Annotated in this window: 14 protein-coding genes; 9 read left to right on the top strand and 5 right to left on the bottom strand. The window is 59.5% G+C overall.

Annotated features, from left to right (window positions below):
* The first annotated feature begins 53 nt into the window (after window positions 1–53).
* The 3 genes from CI807_RS22220 (at window position 54) to CI807_RS22210 (ending at window position 3,727) form a co-directional block, all read left to right on the top strand.
* The gene (locus tag CI807_RS22220) at window positions 54–1,445 is read left to right on the top strand and encodes an amino acid permease (protein ID WP_371857986.1); all 1,392 of its coding nucleotides are present in this window, start codon (window positions 54–56) and stop codon (window positions 1,443–1,445) included.
* Entirely contained in the window at window positions 1,442–2,755 is a 1,314-nt protein-coding gene (locus tag CI807_RS22215; protein WP_095016237.1) for an amino acid deaminase, read from the top strand. The genes CI807_RS22220 and CI807_RS22215 overlap by 4 nt, the downstream gene beginning before the upstream one ends.
* A gap of 198 nt (window positions 2,756–2,953) precedes the next feature.
* On the top strand, window positions 2,954–3,727 hold the full coding sequence (locus CI807_RS22210; RefSeq protein ID WP_095016236.1) for an SDR family NAD(P)-dependent oxidoreductase: 774 nt from the start codon (window positions 2,954–2,956) through the stop codon (window positions 3,725–3,727).
* Here CI807_RS22210 and CI807_RS22205 read toward each other — a convergent pair.
* Window positions 3,712–4,626: a LysR family transcriptional regulator gene (locus CI807_RS22205; RefSeq protein ID WP_095016235.1), complete on the bottom strand. Its 915-nt coding sequence runs from the start codon at window positions 4,624–4,626 to the stop codon at window positions 3,712–3,714. The genes CI807_RS22210 and CI807_RS22205 overlap by 16 nt on opposite strands.
* A gap of 373 nt (window positions 4,627–4,999) precedes the next feature.
* Between CI807_RS22205 and CI807_RS22200 the strand changes: the two genes are divergently transcribed.
* A complete protein-coding gene (locus CI807_RS22200) occupies window positions 5,000–6,322 on the top strand; it encodes an OprD family porin (RefSeq protein WP_095016234.1) in 1,323 nt (440 codons plus the stop codon).
* On the opposite strand, the gene CI807_RS22195 is transcribed toward CI807_RS22200, so the two are convergent.
* Window positions 6,323–6,805, bottom strand: coding sequence for a helix-turn-helix domain-containing protein (locus tag CI807_RS22195; RefSeq protein WP_095016233.1), 483 nt, complete (start codon window positions 6,803–6,805; stop codon window positions 6,323–6,325).
* A gap of 107 nt (window positions 6,806–6,912) precedes the next feature.
* Between CI807_RS22195 and fabF the strand changes: the two genes are divergently transcribed.
* From fabF to CI807_RS22180, 3 genes are all read left to right on the top strand, one after another.
* On the top strand, window positions 6,913–8,181 hold the full coding sequence (gene fabF / locus CI807_RS22190) for a beta-ketoacyl-ACP synthase II (protein ID WP_095016232.1): 1,269 nt from the start codon (window positions 6,913–6,915) through the stop codon (window positions 8,179–8,181).
* A gap of 65 nt (window positions 8,182–8,246) precedes the next feature.
* On the top strand, window positions 8,247–8,627 hold the full coding sequence (locus CI807_RS22185; protein ID WP_095016231.1) for a RidA family protein: 381 nt from the start codon (window positions 8,247–8,249) through the stop codon (window positions 8,625–8,627).
* 70 nt (window positions 8,628–8,697) lie between these two features.
* Window positions 8,698–10,677, top strand: a complete 1,980-nt coding sequence (locus CI807_RS22180) for a U32 family peptidase (RefSeq protein ID WP_095016230.1) — start codon at window positions 8,698–8,700, stop codon at window positions 10,675–10,677.
* 77 nt (window positions 10,678–10,754) lie between these two features.
* Here the strand turns inward: CI807_RS22180 and CI807_RS22175 are convergent, their stop codons facing one another.
* Together CI807_RS22175 and CI807_RS22170 are read right to left on the bottom strand one after the other, a co-directional pair.
* Window positions 10,755–13,493 carry a dermonecrotic toxin domain-containing protein gene (locus CI807_RS22175; protein WP_157742067.1) on the bottom strand — a complete coding sequence of 913 codons (2,739 nt, stop codon included), beginning with the start codon at window positions 13,491–13,493 and terminating at the stop codon, window positions 10,755–10,757.
* A gap of 387 nt (window positions 13,494–13,880) precedes the next feature.
* Window positions 13,881–14,777: a DMT family transporter gene (locus tag CI807_RS22170; protein WP_095016228.1), complete on the bottom strand. Its 897-nt coding sequence runs from the start codon at window positions 14,775–14,777 to the stop codon at window positions 13,881–13,883.
* A 109-nt stretch (window positions 14,778–14,886) separates the two neighbouring features.
* Here CI807_RS22170 and CI807_RS22165 point away from each other — a divergent pair, with 109 nt between their 5' ends.
* Window positions 14,887–15,327: an Lrp/AsnC family transcriptional regulator gene (locus CI807_RS22165; RefSeq protein ID WP_016975706.1), complete on the top strand. Its 441-nt coding sequence runs from the start codon at window positions 14,887–14,889 to the stop codon at window positions 15,325–15,327.
* A gap of 269 nt (window positions 15,328–15,596) precedes the next feature.
* Complete coding sequence (locus tag CI807_RS22160) at window positions 15,597–16,055, top strand: transposase (protein WP_095016227.1); 459 nt, start codon at window positions 15,597–15,599, stop codon at window positions 16,053–16,055.
* A gap of 70 nt (window positions 16,056–16,125) precedes the next feature.
* On the opposite strand, the gene xylB is transcribed toward CI807_RS22160, so the two are convergent.
* Window positions 16,126–17,586 carry a xylulokinase gene (xylB, locus tag CI807_RS22155; RefSeq protein WP_095016226.1) on the bottom strand — a complete coding sequence of 487 codons (1,461 nt, stop codon included), beginning with the start codon at window positions 17,584–17,586 and terminating at the stop codon, window positions 16,126–16,128.
* Window positions 17,587–17,590 lie beyond the last annotated feature (4 nt).

The raw sequence follows: 17,590 nt of genomic DNA, 5'->3' as shown, positions 1-17,590 counted from the left end.
CCGACTTTTATTGATTGCGATTGCGTCATCCATTGTAAAAAAAATAAATCGGCATGGTGAACAACGCTATGAATACCGCGACAGAAAACAGCGCTCTCAACCGCGGCCTTGGCCCTCGGCAGATGAATATGATGGCGCTCGGAGCCGCCATTGGCGTGGGGTTGTTTTATGGCTCCGCCAGTGCAATCAAGACCGCCGGCCCGGCCATTCTCCTGACCTATGCCGTGTGCGGCGTGTTTGTCTTTTTTGTGATGCGTGCCTTGGGCGAAATGGCGATCCATAACCCGGTGGCCGGGTCCTTTTCCCGGTATGCATTCGACTACCTGGGGCACCGCGCAGGCTTCATGACAGGATGGACCTACTGGTTTTACTGGATCGTCTGCATCATGGCCGAAGTGACGGCCGCAGCGATTTACATGACTTACTGGTTTCCGGATGTACCGGCCTGGATATGGGCCTTGAGTGCGTTACTCGCCATGGGCGCACTGAACCTGGTGGCGGTATCGGCTTTTGGTGAAATGGAGTTCTGGTTTGCCGCGATCAAGGTCGTCACCATCGTGTTCCTGATCGTCACCGGTACGGGGATTATTGTGTTCGGCCTGGGTAACGATGGCGTCGCACTGGGCTTGAGTAACCTGTGGAGCCATGGTGGTTTTATGCCCCACGGCGCCTGGGGTGTGCTGGCGGCGTTGCCGATGGTGACTTTCTCCTACAGCGGGATCGAGATGATCGGCTTGACCGCCGGTGAAGCGAAGGACCCTGAAAGGTCCATCCGGCGCGTGGTCAATACAGTGTTCTGGCGCATTGCGATCTTCTACGTCGGCGCATTGTTCGTGGTGATGTCGTTGTACCCGTGGGACCTGATCGGCGCCCAGGGCAGCCCTTTTGTACTGACCTTCGAAAAACTGGGGATCCGCGAAGCGGCGGGCATCATGAATTTCGTGGTGCTGACGGCGGCCTTGTCGTCCTGCAACAGTGGGATCTTCAGTACCGGACGCATGGTGTTCAACCTGGCAGAGCAAGGCCAGGCACCTGGCCGCTTCCGCAGGATTTCAGCGCGGGGGATCCCGGTGTACGCCGTGGGGCTCGGCGTACTGGTGACGTTGATCGGTGTGCTGCTGAACTACATTGCCCCACCCGATTTGTTTATCTGGCTCACATCGATTGCCACCTTCGCCGGCCTGTTTACCTGGACCATCATCCTGCTGTCACACATCAAGTTCCGCCAGCGCGTCACCTTGAGTGCCGACCGACGCATGATGCCGTGGTCGCCCTGGAGCTCTTACGCCACCCTCGCCTTTCTGGCACTGATTACCGCCATGCTGACGTTCTCCGAAAACACCCGAATCGCCATGATCGTCGGCCCGATCTGGCTGCTGGGGTTGTGGCTGTCCTACAGCCTTGTGCAAAAACGTAATGGGCTCACTACCGAGGTGTATGAATGAACCTGCCTGCGCAACAGATTGCTGACCTCAAAGACATTGCGCGCCGCGTGCCCTTGACCCTCAACCGGCAAATGAAAGGCATCACCGAACAGTTGATCGGTTGCCCGCGCCACGCTATCGCCGACTTGCACCTCTCGCTGCTCAACGAAGATGTGCCGTTTCCGGTGGCCACCCTGAAGGCCTCGGCGCTTGCCCATAACAGCCAGTGGATGAGCCAGTATCTGCGAACGGCCAATGTCAGCCTGGCGCCCCACGGCAAAACCACGATGAGCCCGGAACTCTTCGCCCTGCAGCACCAGGATGGCTGCTGGGGGCTGACGCTGGCGACCTTCCAACAGGTACGAGCAGCCCGTCGTCACGGGGTGAAGCGCATCATCCTGGCCAACCAGGCGGTGGGCCGACAGGAAATCCGCTATTACCTGGAGCAACTGCGCGACGACCCGACGGTCGAGATTTTTTGCTACGTGGATTCCCTCGATGGCGTACAGCGTTTTCTTGAAACCGCACACGCCATGCAGGTCGGCCGCCCGCTGGAGGTGCTGATAGAACTGGGCTACCCCAATGGACGTACGGGCTGTCGGAGTCTTGAGGACGTCGTCGCAATTGCCGAGGCAATTCGCCAGAGCCATGGCCTGATCCAGCTTCGCGGCGTCGCGGGGTTCGAAGGGTTGTACCAGAGTCGTGTCGACGAGGACCGACTTGCCCTGGTTCGGGCCTTTCTCCAGCGAATCGCCGAAGCCGCCCTTCAACTGGACCAGTTACACTTGTTTGCCGACGCCGAGGTGCTATTGACCGCCGGTGGGTCCGCCTACTACGACCTGGTCATCGAAGCCTTCGGTGCCGTTGCATTGTCGAAACCGGTCAGGATTGTCACGCGCAGTGGCTGCTACCTGACCCACGACAATGGCCTGTATCAGGCGCTACATGCCGAATGGCTGGAAAGGAACCTACACAGCGAGCGGTTGCAGCCGGCCCTGGAAGTATGGGGGCAAGTGCTGTCCTTGCCGGAGCCGACGCTGATGATCGTATCGGTTGGCAAGCGCGACTTCGGCACCGACGCCGGCCTGCCCGTGCCCCATCACTGGATCCGGCCAGGTACCGGTTTGCTGGGGCTGCCGAGCGGTTGCGTGATTGCCGCCACCAGCGATCAGCATGCACATGTGCGGGTGCCTCAGGGGCACCGTTTTCATGTAGGTGACTGCATCGGTTTCGGCGTCTCACACCCCTGCACTACCTTTGACAAATGGCAGGCCATTTACCTGGTGTCTGACGACTACAGCGTACTGGATGTGTTCCAGACGATGTTCTAACGTCTTTCGCTCGCCGCGCCGCCCCAGTCTGACGATGCCTGGGCGGCCCGGTCAGATCTAGAAGGTCAGCATCAGACTATGAACCAAAAGCTCATAACTCGATAACATTTGCATGGATTATCGAAGCTAATCATCCGCCGTAACCTGTGCCCATAGCGCAAGCACATCGCCTTGCGCAGCACATGAACGGAGCTTTCCATGACCTTATCCACTCCCCGCCAACTCGAAGGCAAAGTCGCACTGATCACCGGCGCCAGTTCTGGCATCGGCCGTGCGGCCGCGATTGTCCTGGCGCAACGCGGCGCCAGGATCGTCGCCGCTGCCCGTCGCCAGAGCGAGCTGAACGAGGTGGTAGCCGAGATCACCGCCCAGGGCGGTATCGCTTCCGCCATCGTGGTCGACGTGACCCGCGAAGCCGACATCATTGCCATGGTCCAGTTTGCCGTGGACACCTACGGCCAGCTGGACATCGCCTTCAACAATGCCGGCACCGAAGGCGTGTTCGCGCCGCTGATCGAGCAGGACAACGCACGCTTCGACCTGGTGTTCGAACCCAATGTGCGCGGCGTCTTCAACTGCATGAAGTACGAGGCCAAGGTGATGCTGGAACAGGGTTTTGGCAGCATCATCAATAATGCGTCCATGGGCGGCGTGATCGGTTTCGAGAATGCCGCGCTGTACATCGGCACCAAGCACGCCGTGGTCGGCATGACCAAGACCGCGTCCATCGAGTGGTTCAAGCACGGTGTGCGGGTGAATGCGCTGTGCCCTGGGCTGATCGAAACGCCCTTCCACCATCGCGGGATCTGGCCGTCGGTAGACGCCCAACAGGCGTTCGCCGCCAGCACCCCGGCCAGCCGTTTCGGCACGGCTGAAGAAATGGCGACTGTCGTGGCGTTTTTGGGCTCGGAAGATGCCAGCTACGTGTCCGGTCATGCCCTGCTGGCCGACGGCGGCTACTCGGTGGCCTGACGGTTACGCGCCTGGAAGAAGTCGATAAATGCCCGGAGCTTTCCGGGCATTTGCGCACGGTTGGCGTAATACAGGTGGAAGGTTTCGGCGGGCGCCGCGTATTTTTCCAGCAGGGCTACCAACGCGCCGCTGGCGATGTCAGCCTGGGCAAACGGGCGAAACACCAGAGCGACGCCACACCCCAGGCGCGCCGCCGACAAGGTGGTGCGCATTTCATCCAGTACCAGGCGTCCCTTCACCTGGATCTCGACATTGGCCTTGCCGATGCGAAACGTCCAATCCATCAGCGGCCCGCGACTGCTCAAGCGCTGGTGGATGCAGTCGTGGGCCAGCAGGTCTTCGGGTGTGTCCAGCGGCGCCGAGCGTGCCAGGTAGTCGGGCGTGGCCACGGCCACCATCGGCTGCGACGCCCCCAGCGGCACCGCGATCATGTCACGTTGCAAGGCCTGACCCAGACGGATGCCGGCGTCGAAGCCTGCACCGATGATGTCGCTCAAGCCATTGTCCAGGGCGATATCCAGGGTGATGTCCGGGTACTGTGCGAGAAACGCCGCCACATGCGGTTCGATCAGCGAGGCGTAGGCCACGTAGGAGCTGTTGATCTTCAACGCGCCATACGGGCGGCTGGCGGTGTCGTGTACCTGCTGCACCGAGAAGCGGATCTGCTCGAGGGCCGGGGCCAAGGTGTCGAGCAATTGGCTGCCGGACTCGGTCAATGCCACGCTACGCGTGGTGCGGTTGAACAGACGCACACCCAATTGCGCTTCGAGTTGCTTGATGGTCTTGGACATCGCCGTGGGCGTGACCTCCATCTCCGCCGCCGCCCGCGCGAAATTCATATGACGGGCCACGCATTCAAACGCGATCAAGGCTGGCAGGTGGGTGGATTTCGGGCTCATGCAGCGTCTCGAAGGGTGGATGCCAATGGTTTGGCGCAGCATAGGTGAGTTCAACTAACCCGGCCACGCAAAAAAATCCGCCGCAGAGTCTGCGGCGGCAACCAAAGGATTTTGTCGAAGCAGAGCGGCTAAGACAGCGTCCACGCTACACCCGCAGTCGATTAAAAATAGTGAAGTTTAATTAATCGAGTTTCATCCGGCAGCCCGCTGCAGGCCCCGCAGACTGGGCTTAGAATCAAGCTCGGCAACCACGCCGAACACAATAAAAAACCGTAACAGCTCACCTGCAAACATCTGCCCATACAACTTTATGCACCCTCCAATCAGTGCGGTGTTTCTGTGCGCGCGTTCATTCTTCCGGGGAAGTTACAACATGATTAAACAGTCGAGTCTGTTAGCACTGGCGGTGTGTGCCGGTATCAGTCAGCTGGCGTTTGCCGAATCGGTCACCGACCAGGCGGACTCCAAGGGGTTTATCGAGGGCAGCAGCGTCACCGGGTTGTTGCGCAACTACTACATGAACCGTAATCGCGAGGGTGGCCGGGCCGATAACATCGACTGGACCCAGGGCGCGATGCTCAACTACGCCTCGGGCTTCACCCAGGGCACCCTTGGTTTCGGCGTGGATGCCTACGCCTACGGCGGGTTGAAACTGGGCGCCACCCACGCAGACGCTGGCACCGGCAACCTGCCGACGGACCGGCATGGCGACCCCGAAGATGCCTACGGCTCCGTGGGCGCGGCGGTGAAGATCAAGATCTCCAAGACCCAACTGAAATTCGGTGACATGCAACCCACCGCCCCGGTCTTCGCCACCGGCGGCACCCGCCTGTTGCCGCAGACTGCCACCGGTTTCGACCTGACCAGCAGTGAAATCGCCGGTCTGGACCTGGAGGCTGGGCACTTCACCAGCACCAACAGCGGCATGACCAGCAACCACGACCACGACATCTACGCGACCTACGCCAATATCGCCGCCAACAGTGCAAGCTTTGTCGGTGGCAAATACACCTTCAGCCCGTCCCTGAGCGCAACCGTGTATGCCGGCGAACTGGAAGACATCTGGCGCCAGTACTACACCAACCTCAACTACGTGATCCCGCTGGCCCATGATCAGTCACTCGCGCTGGACGGCAACCTCTACCGCACCCTCGACACTGGCAGCGCCAAGGCCGGCGCGATCAACAACACCACCTACTCATTGGCGGCGGCGTACTCGTTCCTGCAGGCGCACACGTTGACGCTGTCGTTTCAAAAAGTGCATGGCGACACGCCGTTTGACTACATCGGCACCGGCAACAATGGCGCGGGCGAAGGCGGCGATTCGGTGTACCTGGCCAACTCGGTGCAGTGGGGGGACTTCAACGGGCCGGGCGAACAGTCCTGGGGCATTCGGTATGACCTGAACATGGCCAGTTACGGCGTGCCAGGGCTGAGTTTCATGGGCCGCTACATCAACGGCTCGGACATCAATGGCACCCACACGCCAGATCACAGCGCCTATGTGGGCGACTACGGTGCCGATGGCGCGCACCATGAAACGGACCTGGAGGCCAAGTACGTGATCCAGAGTGGCCCGGCGAAAAATCTGTCGTTGCGGGTGCGCGATGCGATCGTGGCATCGAACGCCGACCAACGCGACGGTGACCTGAATGAGCTGCGGCTGATCGTCGACTATCCGTTTACCTTGCTCTAGTCATTCCGGCATAGCCCCCAACCGCTGGCGCATCCCCGCGCTGGCGGCTGGGCCGGCTTGAATCGTGCACTGGTCCAGCGGCACACACTGGCCTGCCGCGTTCGCCATCGCCGGTTGTACCCGCAGCCCTGTGGCGCGTTCCACCACTTCCACACTGTGGCCTTCTTCTGCGAAATGCCGGTTGCCCCAGGCCACCAGCGACATCAGCACCACGCTGAAATCCTCACCCTTGGCCGTCGGCACATATTCGTAACGTGGCGGTCGCTCACTGTAGGGCCGACGCTCCAACATCCCCGCCTCCACCAGGCCATTCAGACGACGCGTCAGCATATTCGGCGCGATGCCCAGGCTGCGCGAGAACTCGTCGAAGCGGCGCAGGCCGTGCAAGGCGTCGCGCATGATCAGAATGCTCCACCACTCCCCTACCCGCTCAAGGCTGCGGGCGATCGGGCATTCGTCGCTGATGAGGGACTTGCGTTGCATGGGGATTCCTGTGGGTCGGTGCAAATGTGCGTGACGCCATGTTACTTTCATGATGATAGTGACGTCCATAGGGTCTGTTCCCTCACCGCAACCGGAGTCGATTGATCATGAGTAAACGCATCGTTGTGACAGGCATGGGCGCGCTGACGCCGTTGGGCGCTGACGTGGAATCCACCTGGCGGCGCCTGCTGGCCGGGCAGTCGGGCATCCGTCGCCTGCCGGAAGACTTGATCGGCGACTTGGCCGTCAGTATCGGTGGCCAGGTACAAAGCAGCGTGCAGGACCCTGAAGCCGGATTTGACCCGGATCGCCTGCTGGCAGCCAAGGAACAACGCAAGATGGACCGCTTTATCCTGTTCGCACTGGCGGCGACGGATGAAGCCTTGAAGCAGGCCGGCTGGGCGCCGGACACAGTGGAACAACAGGAACGCACGGCGACCATTATTGCGTCAGGTGTCGGCGGTTTCCCGGCGATTGCCGATGCAGTGCGCACCACTGACAGCAAAGGCCCGCGCCGATTGTCCCCGTTTACCATCCCGTCCTTCTTGAGCAACATGGCCGCCGGGCATGTGTCGATCAACTACGGCTTGAAAGGCCCGCTGGGCGCGCCGGTGACGGCCTGTGCCGCGGGTGTGCAGGCGATCGGCGACGCGGCGCGGATGATTCGTGCCGGGGAAGTCGATGTAGCGGTGTGCGGCGGCGCCGAAGCGGCGATTCATCGGGTCAGTCTGGCCGGTTTTGCGGCAGCGCGAGCCCTGTCCAGCGACTTCAATGACAGCCCCGAGCGGGCTTCGCGGCCATTCGACCAGGCGCGCGACGGGTTTGTCATGGGCGAAGGTGCCGGCATCCTCGTTATCGAAGAACTGGAGCATGCCCTGGCACGTGGCGCCCGGCCAATTGCGGAGTTGGTGGGCTACGGTACCAGTGCCGATGCCTACCACATGACGGCCGGCCCGGAAGACGGCGACGGCGCGCGACGCGCCATGCAGCAAGCCTTGCGCCAGGCCGGAATTGAGGCGGCACAGGTGCAGTACTTGAACGCTCACGCGACTTCCACACCAGTAGGCGACAAAGGCGAACTGGCCGCGATCAGGACGGTATTTGGCGCTAACGGCAGCCCGGCGATCAGCTCGACCAAATCCGCCACCGGTCACCTGTTGGGCGCTGCGGGCGGTATCGAAGCGATCTTCACCGTTCTCGCCCTGCGCGATCAGGTCGCCCCGGTCACCCTCAACCTGGAAACCCCCGACGCGCTTGCAGATGGCCTGGACCTGCTGCGCGGTGCAGCCCGGCCGATGCCGATTGAATACGCGCTGTCCAACGGCTTCGGCTTTGGCGGCGTGAATGCCAGCGTGCTGTTCCGCCGCTGGGCGTAGTTTGCCCCTGCGGTATTTTTCGGGGACCATGGGCGCCTTTCTGAACTTGCCAACGAGAGGCGCCCATGGCTAATCACGACCTGCACTACACCCCGGACCCCGATGCCGACTCGATTTCCTCCGACGTGGTCGGTTTCAACGGCATCCTGGTGTCCACTCAGATCCCGACCCGCGCCGATGGCAGCCTGGAACTGGGCGATATCACCCTGCAAAGCGAATGCACCCTGCAAGCCTTGAAAGTCGCCCTGGAAAAGGCCGGTAGCTCCATGGACCGGGTGATGCACCTGACCATTTATCTGACGGATATGGCTGATCGTGCCGCCTTCAACGAGGTCTACAAACGCTTCTTTGCCAAGCCCTGGCCCGTGCGTGCGGCGGTTGGCGTTGCCGCGTTGGCGGTAGAGGGCATGCGCGTGGAAGTCACCGCGATGGCCGCTCAAGCCTGAGTGGGTGCCGGTCAGGCATTTCACAGCTACAATGCCCGCCTCAACCGTGACAAGCCTGACTAAAAAAACTATGTCCTTGCCCAAGCATCACCTGGAATTGCTCAGCCCTGCCCGCGATGTCGCCATCGCGCGCGAGGCGATCCTGCATGGCGCCGACGCCGTGTACATTGGCGGCCCGAGCTTCGGCGCACGCCATAACGCCTGCAACGACGTGAGCGATATCGCGTCCCTGGTGGAATTCGCCCGCCGTTATCACGCGCGTGTCTTCACCACCATCAACACCATCCTGCATGACAATGAACTGGAACCCGCGCGCAAGCTGATCCATCAGCTCTACGACGCCGGCGTCGACGCATTGATCGTGCAAGACCTGGGGGTGATGGAGCTGGATATTCCGCCCATCGAGCTGCACGCCAGCACCCAGACCGATATTCGCACCCTGGGCCGCGCCAAGTTCCTCGACCAGGCCGGTTTCTCGCAGCTGGTATTGGCCCGTGAGCTGAACCTGCAGGAAATCCGTTCCATTGCTGACGAAACCGATGCCGCCATCGAGTTCTTCATCCACGGCGCCCTGTGCGTGGCGTTCTCCGGCCAGTGCAACATCTCCCACGCGCAGAACGGCCGCAGCGCCAACCGGGGTGATTGCTCCCAGGCCTGCCGTTTGCCGTACACCTTGAAAGATGACCAGGGCCGCGTCGTGGCCTTTGAAAAGCACCTGCTGTCGATGAAAGACAACAACCAGAGCGCCAACATTCGCGCACTGGTCGAAGCTGGCGTACGTTCGTTCAAGATCGAAGGCCGCTACAAGGACATGGGCTATGTGAAGAACATCACCGCCTATTACCGCCAGCGCCTGGATGATGTGCTTGAAGACCGCCCGGACCTGGCTCGCGCCTCCAGCGGCCGTACCGCGCACTTCTTCCTGCCGGACCCGGAAAAAACCTTCCACCGTGGCAGCACTGACTACTTCGTCACCGACCGCAAGGTCGACATCGGCGCCTTCGACACCCCGACCTTCACCGGCCTGCCGGTGGGTGTGGTGGAAAAAGCCGGCAAGCGTGACCTGCAAGTGGTCACCCGTGAGCCGCTGTCCAATGGCGACGGTCTGAACGTGCTGATCAAGCGCGAAGTGGTGGGTTTCCGTGCCAACATCGCCGAGCCTAAAGGCGAGTTTGAGGAAGATGGCGAGAAGCGCTACCGCTACCGCGTCGAGCCGAACGAAATGCCGGCGGGTCTGCACCAGCTGCGCCCGAACCATCCGTTGAACCGCAACCTGGACCACAACTGGCAACAGGCGCTGCTCAAGACTTCATCTGAGCGCCGTATCGGCCTGACCTGGGCCGCGCGCCTGCGTGAAGCGCAGCTGGAAGTCACCGCCACCAGTGAAGAAGGCATCAGCGCCAGCGTCACCCTGCCCGGCCCGTTCGGCGTGGCCAACAAACCGGAGCAGGCGCTCGACACCCTGCGCGACCTGCTCGGCCAACTGGGCACCACCGAATACCATGCGACCGACATCCAACTGGATGCGCCGCAGGCGTTTTTCATCCCCAACTCGCAGCTCAAGGCCTTGCGCCGCGAAGTGATCGAAGCGCTGACCGCTGCCCGTGTGGCCGCGCACCCGCGTGGTGGACGCAAAGCCGAAACCTCGCCGCCGCCGGTGTACCCGGAAGCGCATCTGTCGTTCCTGGCCAACGTCTACAACCAGAAGGCCCGTGATTTCTATTACCGTCACGGCGTGAAACTGATCGACGCCGCCTTCGAAGCCCACGAAGAAACCGGCGAAGTGCCGGTGATGATCACCAAGCACTGCCTGCGCTTCTCGTTCAACCTGTGCCCTAAACAGGCCAAGGGTGTGACGGGCGTGAAGACCAAGGTCGCGCCGATGCAACTGATTCACGGCGATGAAGTGCTGACTCTGAAGTTCGACTGCAAGCCGTGCGAAATGCACGTGGTGGGCAAGATCAAGGGCCACATCCTTGGCTTGCCGCAGCCAGGCAGCGCAGTGGAGCACTTCAACCCAGAAAACATCATTTTCCAGGGCACCCATTAACCTCTAGTGAGCGGGTTTGCCCCGGTACAAACCGGGGAAACCGTTTACCTATCTAACCGGGGACATGGTTTCCACGCTCAACGCGCCGGAGAGAACGTCACGGGCCGATAAGTGAACGTCCACGCCTTGATCGGGTTGTAATGCGGATTTTTCTTTGCAACGTTAAAAGTTTTGCTGGCGAACTTACCGCTCACATATTGCATACTGGTACGGTCCACCAGTCGACGCTCTAAGGGGAGCAACACATCCTCACCGCCCGCGCTTTGTGCAATGTAGTTGCTCGCCTTGCCTTTTAGTTCGCTGATCGTCTCGGGTGCGATATAGGCAGACAGGGTGCCTTCATAGCCTTTGACCGGCTTGCCAATAAGCCTGCTGAATTCAGCAGCAAAGGACGCTTGCTCGCCATTGGCGGAGTAACACATGAGTAACCGCACGTTGTCATAATCGCTCGGGTTGATCCCTTTGGCCTTCAATGTATCCAGTAACTCCTTTGGCGTATGCGCCTTGCCGTCGTACCAAACCTTGGCAGGTGTTTTGGTGTTGGTGCGCAATGACAAACCGCCGGGTTCTTCTCCATGTGCCATGATATTCAGTCGTACTTTCGAATCTTTCTTATTGAGGTCCACAAAGGTGAAGAGGCCATCGTCGACTTCCGTGAGGCTGTCCATGGTACCGCCCAACTTGACCAATTTTCCCTTCTGGGCAGATATTTCTTCTACCGGCACCGTCCCCTTTATACCGGGGTAGGCAACGGGTTTCTCTTTAGGTACCGGAGCGGTTACCGCGATGGGTTCCTTGCGATTTGGTTTAGGTATGTAGGTGCCTTCAACGCCATGCGGCCCGTTCGTATTGGGTGCACGGCGCCCAATTGAATAACGGCCTTTACTGTTGCCAAGTCCTTTGATTAATCTTGAGCCTCTTTTAGCCACAGGCTTTAGCAGTTTCCCCACCCATTTTGTTGGTAAGGCCGACAGCGCAACGTCACCTACGGCAAAACCGGCATCCACAAGCCCAGCGTTGCGCTCTGCCTCAGTGTGTCCATTGTTGGCCTGCCATGCACCAATAAAGATCTGAATGGGCGCCGTCAAAAACACCGCTGGGGGGATGACCACCCCCTCCGCCCCAGCTATCTGGGAAATACGAGATAAAAGGATCTTACGGTTCGACTTGATCCATTCGTCACCATCCGATATCGCATCCCATGACTGAAGTTTGGTTAGGTTTTCGAACATATTTCCTTCGATCCGGCTGTCAGGTCGACCAAAACCCACTACACCGGGAAGATAGTTCTTAGTGTTTGCACCGATATTTTTTAATGTACTGCTGACGCCTTTCCTGATGGGCCCATCGCGAAGGTAGTAATCGGTAAAGTGTCGCTCCAACTCCGCACGCCCCTCCTCACTCTTTGCCACGTCATAGACCCACTGACGCATCGCAGCTTCGTCCTTGAACTCAAAGAACGATTGCCCATCGCCGGGCATATACACCACTACTCGACCGGTTTCCTTATGCTTGAGCACGGTAATGTCAGTGGCACGATAATTATTGATTTCCAACATCGAGCGTTCCACATGCTCCGTGTCGGACTTTCCGGGGGTCTCAAACTCTGCCGCTTCAACCACCATCGCCAAGCCGTCCTTCGACAGCAGACCATTCGCAGCGTCGAGCCCAGCACGGAACATGTAATTTTTTTCGTGTAACGCCTGCATAGTCCCCATGTTCTCCTGCCAGAACATTTGTTGCGCCGTTCCGTACAGTTTTGCCATATCTCGATTACGTGCAATCGCGGGCAGTAAACCTGGATCTATATCGATTTTTTTAGCAGGGTCGTATATCGGATTGTCGGGGTCCCCCGAAAAAATAACGGTTTGCCCTCCGATGACGCGATCATCCAGCCAAGGGTCGTTGTCCGCGATTGCCTGTGTTAACGACTTGGGCGGGCTCGTCGGCTTGCGGTCACCGATCACATAACCTTTGGGATTAAATCCGTGTTTTTTATAGTCGGTGTCATCTTCACTGAAGTGCTGAATAAAAACTTTGTCGGGGTCAATATCAATCTCTGATGGGCCAACTTGTTTTGTGAATGCCTTGATGTCTTTGCGCACCTGCTCGGACACTACTTTTTGAGGGGTGGGATATTGCTCTTCCATCTGGTCGACAAGATCGACAATGGTTTGAGCCGACTGGTCAATTTTGTCACCGAGCACCGCGGTATTCGACTTGCCTGCCTCTATTCGAAGCGCAGTAACATCAACGACCTCCGCTGGCGTACTGGCTATTTCCTCTACCGTGGCTGGGTATTCCTGCTGGTTGGTTTCACGTTTACGCCTACTCTGTGAGGTGCCGTCGGAAGCGTCCAACGTCCGCCAATTGAGTGGCGCCGGATCGTCAGCCAGCTTTTTCAGCCAAGTGTTCGCCTCAGCAACGCTATTGAACGCTTGAAAGGACGGCGCTCGTGAGTGGGGGATAAACAGCACCACATTTGGCTTTTTGGACTCAGAAGGCACGCGCTGTATAACGATAGCGTCCTTGGCCGTAACCCCCTTTGCCCTTAAATGGCTCACTTCAACCTTTGGCATACCTTGCTTGCTGGGAAATACTACCGCATCCACCAGTTGTTGGACTTCGGGCTGTAGTGTGCCGGTATTCAAGTCCTTCACCATGTGCTCATGAACCGTGTCCTTGATGCTGTTTGAGGCATAGCCAAGTCCGGCAGCCCCCGCTGGCCTGATCTGGTTTGGCGCCGAGCGCCAGAATGCTGTCGAATCAGACGATGGAGTTGAATATCCGAAGTTGCCAATTAAATCATTGTTCATGATTAGCGATTACCTGGCTTTGTCGGCGCAACCTTTTCAATGCGCCGTTGTTAAGGCGTTAGGGGGCAACTCATCCTTTACATGCCGGGCATTCACATCATTGAGAGCCCTGTTGCTCTATTCAGTAAAACTCAGCAATGCCCACCCCGACGTACCGATAACTTCTTTACTACTCTGTGTGGCGCCCGTATTGATTGCTCCGGTTGACACTTTTGTTGATCGGGCAAGCATATCCAGCGAAAGCTCCACTATTTGTTGGAGGATTTTTTCCAAACAATGCAGTACTTCTACTGTGATGCTTGTCATCTCTTGTGTGGTGCTTACGTGGGAGTTTGTTCCATTGAACTCAAAATTATTATTGAACCCTACACACTAGCGGGCATACCTTTACGCAGATGTGCGCCTACGCAGGGTGGCGAGGCTACCCCAGTCCCGCTGCAGCCCGGCGGCCGCCAACAAAATCGCCGCCACTCCCAACCATTGCAGCCAACCCAGGCGGTGCCCGAAGGCGATCCAATCGACGAAGATCGCCGCAATCGGGTAGATGAACGACAGCGCGCCGGTAATGGCCGTGGGCAGTTTCTGGATCGCGCCGTACAGCAACACGTACATCAAACCGGTATGCACCACACCCAGCGTCACCAATGCCGCCCAGGCATTGGGGGTGGCCGGCAGACTGTTCCAAGGCACCATTGGCGCGAGTAACAGCGCGCCGGTGGTCACCTGGATCAACGCCATCAGATGCGGCGGCACTTCTTTTAGACGCTTGATGATCAGCGCAGCAATCGCATACAGCAAAGCCGCGCCCAGCGCCAAGGCGATGCCGGCCAGGTAATCGTCGCCGGTCGGTTGATCGCCATGGGCGGTGACAATCGCCAGCATGCCCAGGAACGCTACACTCAGCCACGCCAGTTTCCGCACGGTGATCTTTTCCCCCAGGAACAGCGCCGCCAGCATCACCAGCATGAACGGCTGCACGTTGTACACCGCCGTGCTGATGGCAATCGACGCGCGGGAATAGGATTCGAACAGCAGCAGCCAATTGCCGACGATAGCCACGCCACTGAGCATCGCCAGGCCGAGCTTGGCCCAGGTCAGCAGATCCAGGCGCAGGTAACCCAGCAGTGCGCAGACCAGCAACAGCGTCAGCCCGCCGATCACACAGCGCCAGAACACCACTTCGATCACCGACACGCCTGACACCAGTACAAACCAGCCAATGGTGCCCGAGATCAGCATGGCGGCGATCATTTCCCACGACCCGCGACGGATGGATGTGTCCATGATTGAAGCTCCTCAGGTGAGGCTAAATTATGGCAATCTGCTTGGGAGCGGCTCCAGCGCCTAAAAAAGGCAAAACCACTGGATTACCTTTACTTATTAGGTAGACACCATGATTGACACCATCGACCAGCAACTCATCGCGGCTTTGATGGACGACTCGCGCCTGTCCCTCAAGGCCCTGGCCGGCATTACCGGGCTGTCTTCGCCCAGTGTCGGTGAGCGTTTGCGCCGCCTTGAAGAGCGCGGCGTGCTGACCCACTACACCGTCGACATCGACCCCAAGCATTTCGGCTACCTGCTGCAAGCCATCGTGCGCATCCGCCCACTGCCCGGCAAATTGCAGGAGGTGGAACGGCAGATCCAGGCGATTCCCGAGTTCACTGAGTGCGACAAGGTGACCGGCGATGACTGCTTCATCGCACGGTTGCATGTGCGCACCATGGATCATCTGGACAGCCTGCTCGATAAGCTGAATGCCTATGCAGAAACCAACACCGCGATCGTCAAGAAAACCCCGGTGAAGCGGCGTTTGCCGCCGTTGGGGGATTGATGAATAAAGAAACACGTTTCCTATGGTGAGCAGGCTTCCTGTGGCGAGCAGGCTTGCCCTGCGTTGGGCTGCGAGGCAGCCCCAAATTCAAGCAATGCAGTTTAGCCTGACGCACTGCGGTGGTCTTGACAGGGGCCGCTTCGCGCCCCAACGCGGGACAAGCCCGCTCGCCACGGAGTTGGTGTAACACAAAGACACTGAACTCAACGCGACGGAGTCATCTGCGCAGCTAGCCTGAAAAATCCCTATCCATTCAAAGGAGCAGCGGATTGCCTCGCCAGCCAAACTCTCATCTTTTACGTCGTGGTCGATATTCAGAATCAGGCCGATCTTATCTGGTCACTGCGGTGGTGCATCGACGCCAGCCCCTATTCAACGATTTCCAGTTAGGGCGGTTATTGGTCGCTGAATTCAAGCGAGCCCATGACGCGGGCCTAGTGAACTCCCTCGCCTGGGTAGTCATGCCAGACCATTTTCACTGGTTGTTTGACCTCAATAACGCGACGCTTCCTGATGTGATGCGGCAGACCAAGTCACGCAGCACCTTGAGCATTAACAAAGCCCGTCGCAGCCGGGAAAAGTTTTGGCAGCGGGGTTACCACGACCGGGCTGTCCTCGCGGAAGAGGACCTGTTGAAAATGGCTCGTTACATCATTGCCAACCCATTGCGCGCGGGGTTGGTTGAGCACATTGGTGACTACCCATTATGGGATGCAGCCTGGCTATGAGGTGTTCATAAACTCTTGTGGTGAGCAAGCTTGTTGTGGCGAGCGGGCTTGCCACAGGAAGCGGCAGCCGTCAGCCGTGCAGCGCTTTTGCGGCATTAAGCAAGCCTTGGAACTTGCGATATCGCACTTCCAGTACCGCCTGCTGCTTGGCATCCGGAAAGTATCGCGCCTTCACCGCCATCCCCGCCTGCAACAATCCCTCCCCCTGCCCAATCGACAGAAAGCCCAGCTTCGCAGCCCCGATACAGGCGCTCAGCTCACTCCCGTGCAACGTAAAAATCTCCCGCTGCAGAATGTTGGCCAGCAACTGCGCCCAGTATTCACTGCGCGAACCGCCGCCCACCAAGGCGCAGGCCCCTACGTCGGCGCCGGCCGATTGCACGGCGCGCAGCGCATCCAGCAAGCCGAACCCTACACCTTCCATGACTGCATAGCCGAGCATCGCGGGTGTGCAGTCGTGGCCCAGGCCCATGAAACCGCCGCGCAGCAGCGGGTCATTGTGGGGTGTACGCTCTCCGGCAAGGTACGGCAGAAACAAGGGCGTGCTGAGTGGCACGGGTTGTTCGATCGGCAATTGCGCCTGCACCTGGTCCAGCAACGCTTGCTCATCCGCAGTGCCCGTCAGCCGTGTGACCCAACGCAGGCAACTGGCCCCGGCCAGCATGGCCCCCATGGTGTACCAACGGTTCGGCAGCGCATGGCAGAAGCTGTGCACGGCGCTGGCCGGGTTGCCTGCGGCGTGGTCGGCGATCGCGACGATGGCAGCGCTGGTGCCGAGGGTGATGAAGCCGTCGCCAGCGTTGATCGCACCGATACCGACAGCCGCTACCGGGTTGTCGCCCCCGCCGCCAGTAATCACGACGTCAGCCGACAATCCAAGGTCCATCGCAGTCAAACAAGCACTTGCAGCGCCGCCTTCAACCAGTCTTGGCATTTGTTCCGGCGCGAGTCCCGTCGCGCGCAGCATGGGCGCGAACCACTCGCGGCGTGCCACATCCAGCCACAACGTGCCAGCAGCATCCGACATCTCACTGACGCGCTCGCCACTCAGGCGCAACCGCAGGTAATCCTTGGGTGACAGCACACAGTCAATGGAACTGAACACCTCAGGCTCATGCTGCTGTAGCCACAGCAGTTTCGGCGCCGTCAGCCCGGCCATGGGCAAGCTGCCGGTGATGTCGGCGAACTCAGGGCCCAGCTCCTCGGCCTCGGCGACGGCGCGGGAGTCGTCCCACAGGATCGCCGGGTACAACACGCGGTTGTCCGCCCCCAACAACACCGCGCCGTGCATCTGCCCGGACAGGCCGATACAGGCCACGCGGGCAAATGCCTCATGCGTGCGCAACTGGGCCAGCGCTTGCAAACACGCCTGCCACCAATCCTGCGGGTCTTGCTCGGACCAGCCGCTATGGCGCCGCGACACGCTCAGGCGCACGCCGGCATGGGCCAGCACTGTACCGTCGAGGTCCATGAGAATGGCCTTAAGTTCCGAGGTGCCGAGGTCGATGCCGAGGGAAACGGGATTGCTCATACGG

This window comes from Pseudomonas sp. NS1(2017), assembly GCF_002269425.1.
Taxonomy (GTDB): domain Bacteria; phylum Pseudomonadota; class Gammaproteobacteria; order Pseudomonadales; family Pseudomonadaceae; genus Aquipseudomonas; species Aquipseudomonas reactans.
This window is presented reverse-complemented; position numbering and strand designations above follow the sequence as displayed.

Coding starts and splice junctions, on each gene's coding strand:
- CI807_RS22220 (WP_371857986.1), top strand. CDS start 54: ATGGTGAACAACGCTATGAATACCGCGACAGAAAACAGCGCTCTCAAC.
- CI807_RS22215 (WP_095016237.1), top strand. CDS start 1,442: ATGAACCTGCCTGCGCAACAGATTGCTGACCTCAAAGACATTGCGCGC.
- CI807_RS22210 (WP_095016236.1), top strand. CDS start 2,954: ATGACCTTATCCACTCCCCGCCAACTCGAAGGCAAAGTCGCACTGATC.
- CI807_RS22205 (WP_095016235.1), bottom strand. CDS start 4,626: ATGAGCCCGAAATCCACCCACCTGCCAGCCTTGATCGCGTTTGAATGC.
- CI807_RS22200 (WP_095016234.1), top strand. CDS start 5,000: ATGATTAAACAGTCGAGTCTGTTAGCACTGGCGGTGTGTGCCGGTATC.
- CI807_RS22195 (WP_095016233.1), bottom strand. CDS start 6,805: ATGCAACGCAAGTCCCTCATCAGCGACGAATGCCCGATCGCCCGCAGC.
- fabF (WP_095016232.1), top strand. CDS start 6,913: ATGAGTAAACGCATCGTTGTGACAGGCATGGGCGCGCTGACGCCGTTG.
- CI807_RS22185 (WP_095016231.1), top strand. CDS start 8,247: ATGGCTAATCACGACCTGCACTACACCCCGGACCCCGATGCCGACTCG.
- CI807_RS22180 (WP_095016230.1), top strand. CDS start 8,698: ATGTCCTTGCCCAAGCATCACCTGGAATTGCTCAGCCCTGCCCGCGAT.
- CI807_RS22175 (WP_157742067.1), bottom strand. CDS start 13,493: ATGAACAATGATTTAATTGGCAACTTCGGATATTCAACTCCATCGTCT.
- CI807_RS22170 (WP_095016228.1), bottom strand. CDS start 14,777: ATGGACACATCCATCCGTCGCGGGTCGTGGGAAATGATCGCCGCCATG.
- CI807_RS22165 (WP_016975706.1), top strand. CDS start 14,887: ATGATTGACACCATCGACCAGCAACTCATCGCGGCTTTGATGGACGAC.
- xylB (WP_095016226.1), bottom strand. CDS start 17,586: ATGAGCAATCCCGTTTCCCTCGGCATCGACCTCGGCACCTCGGAACTT.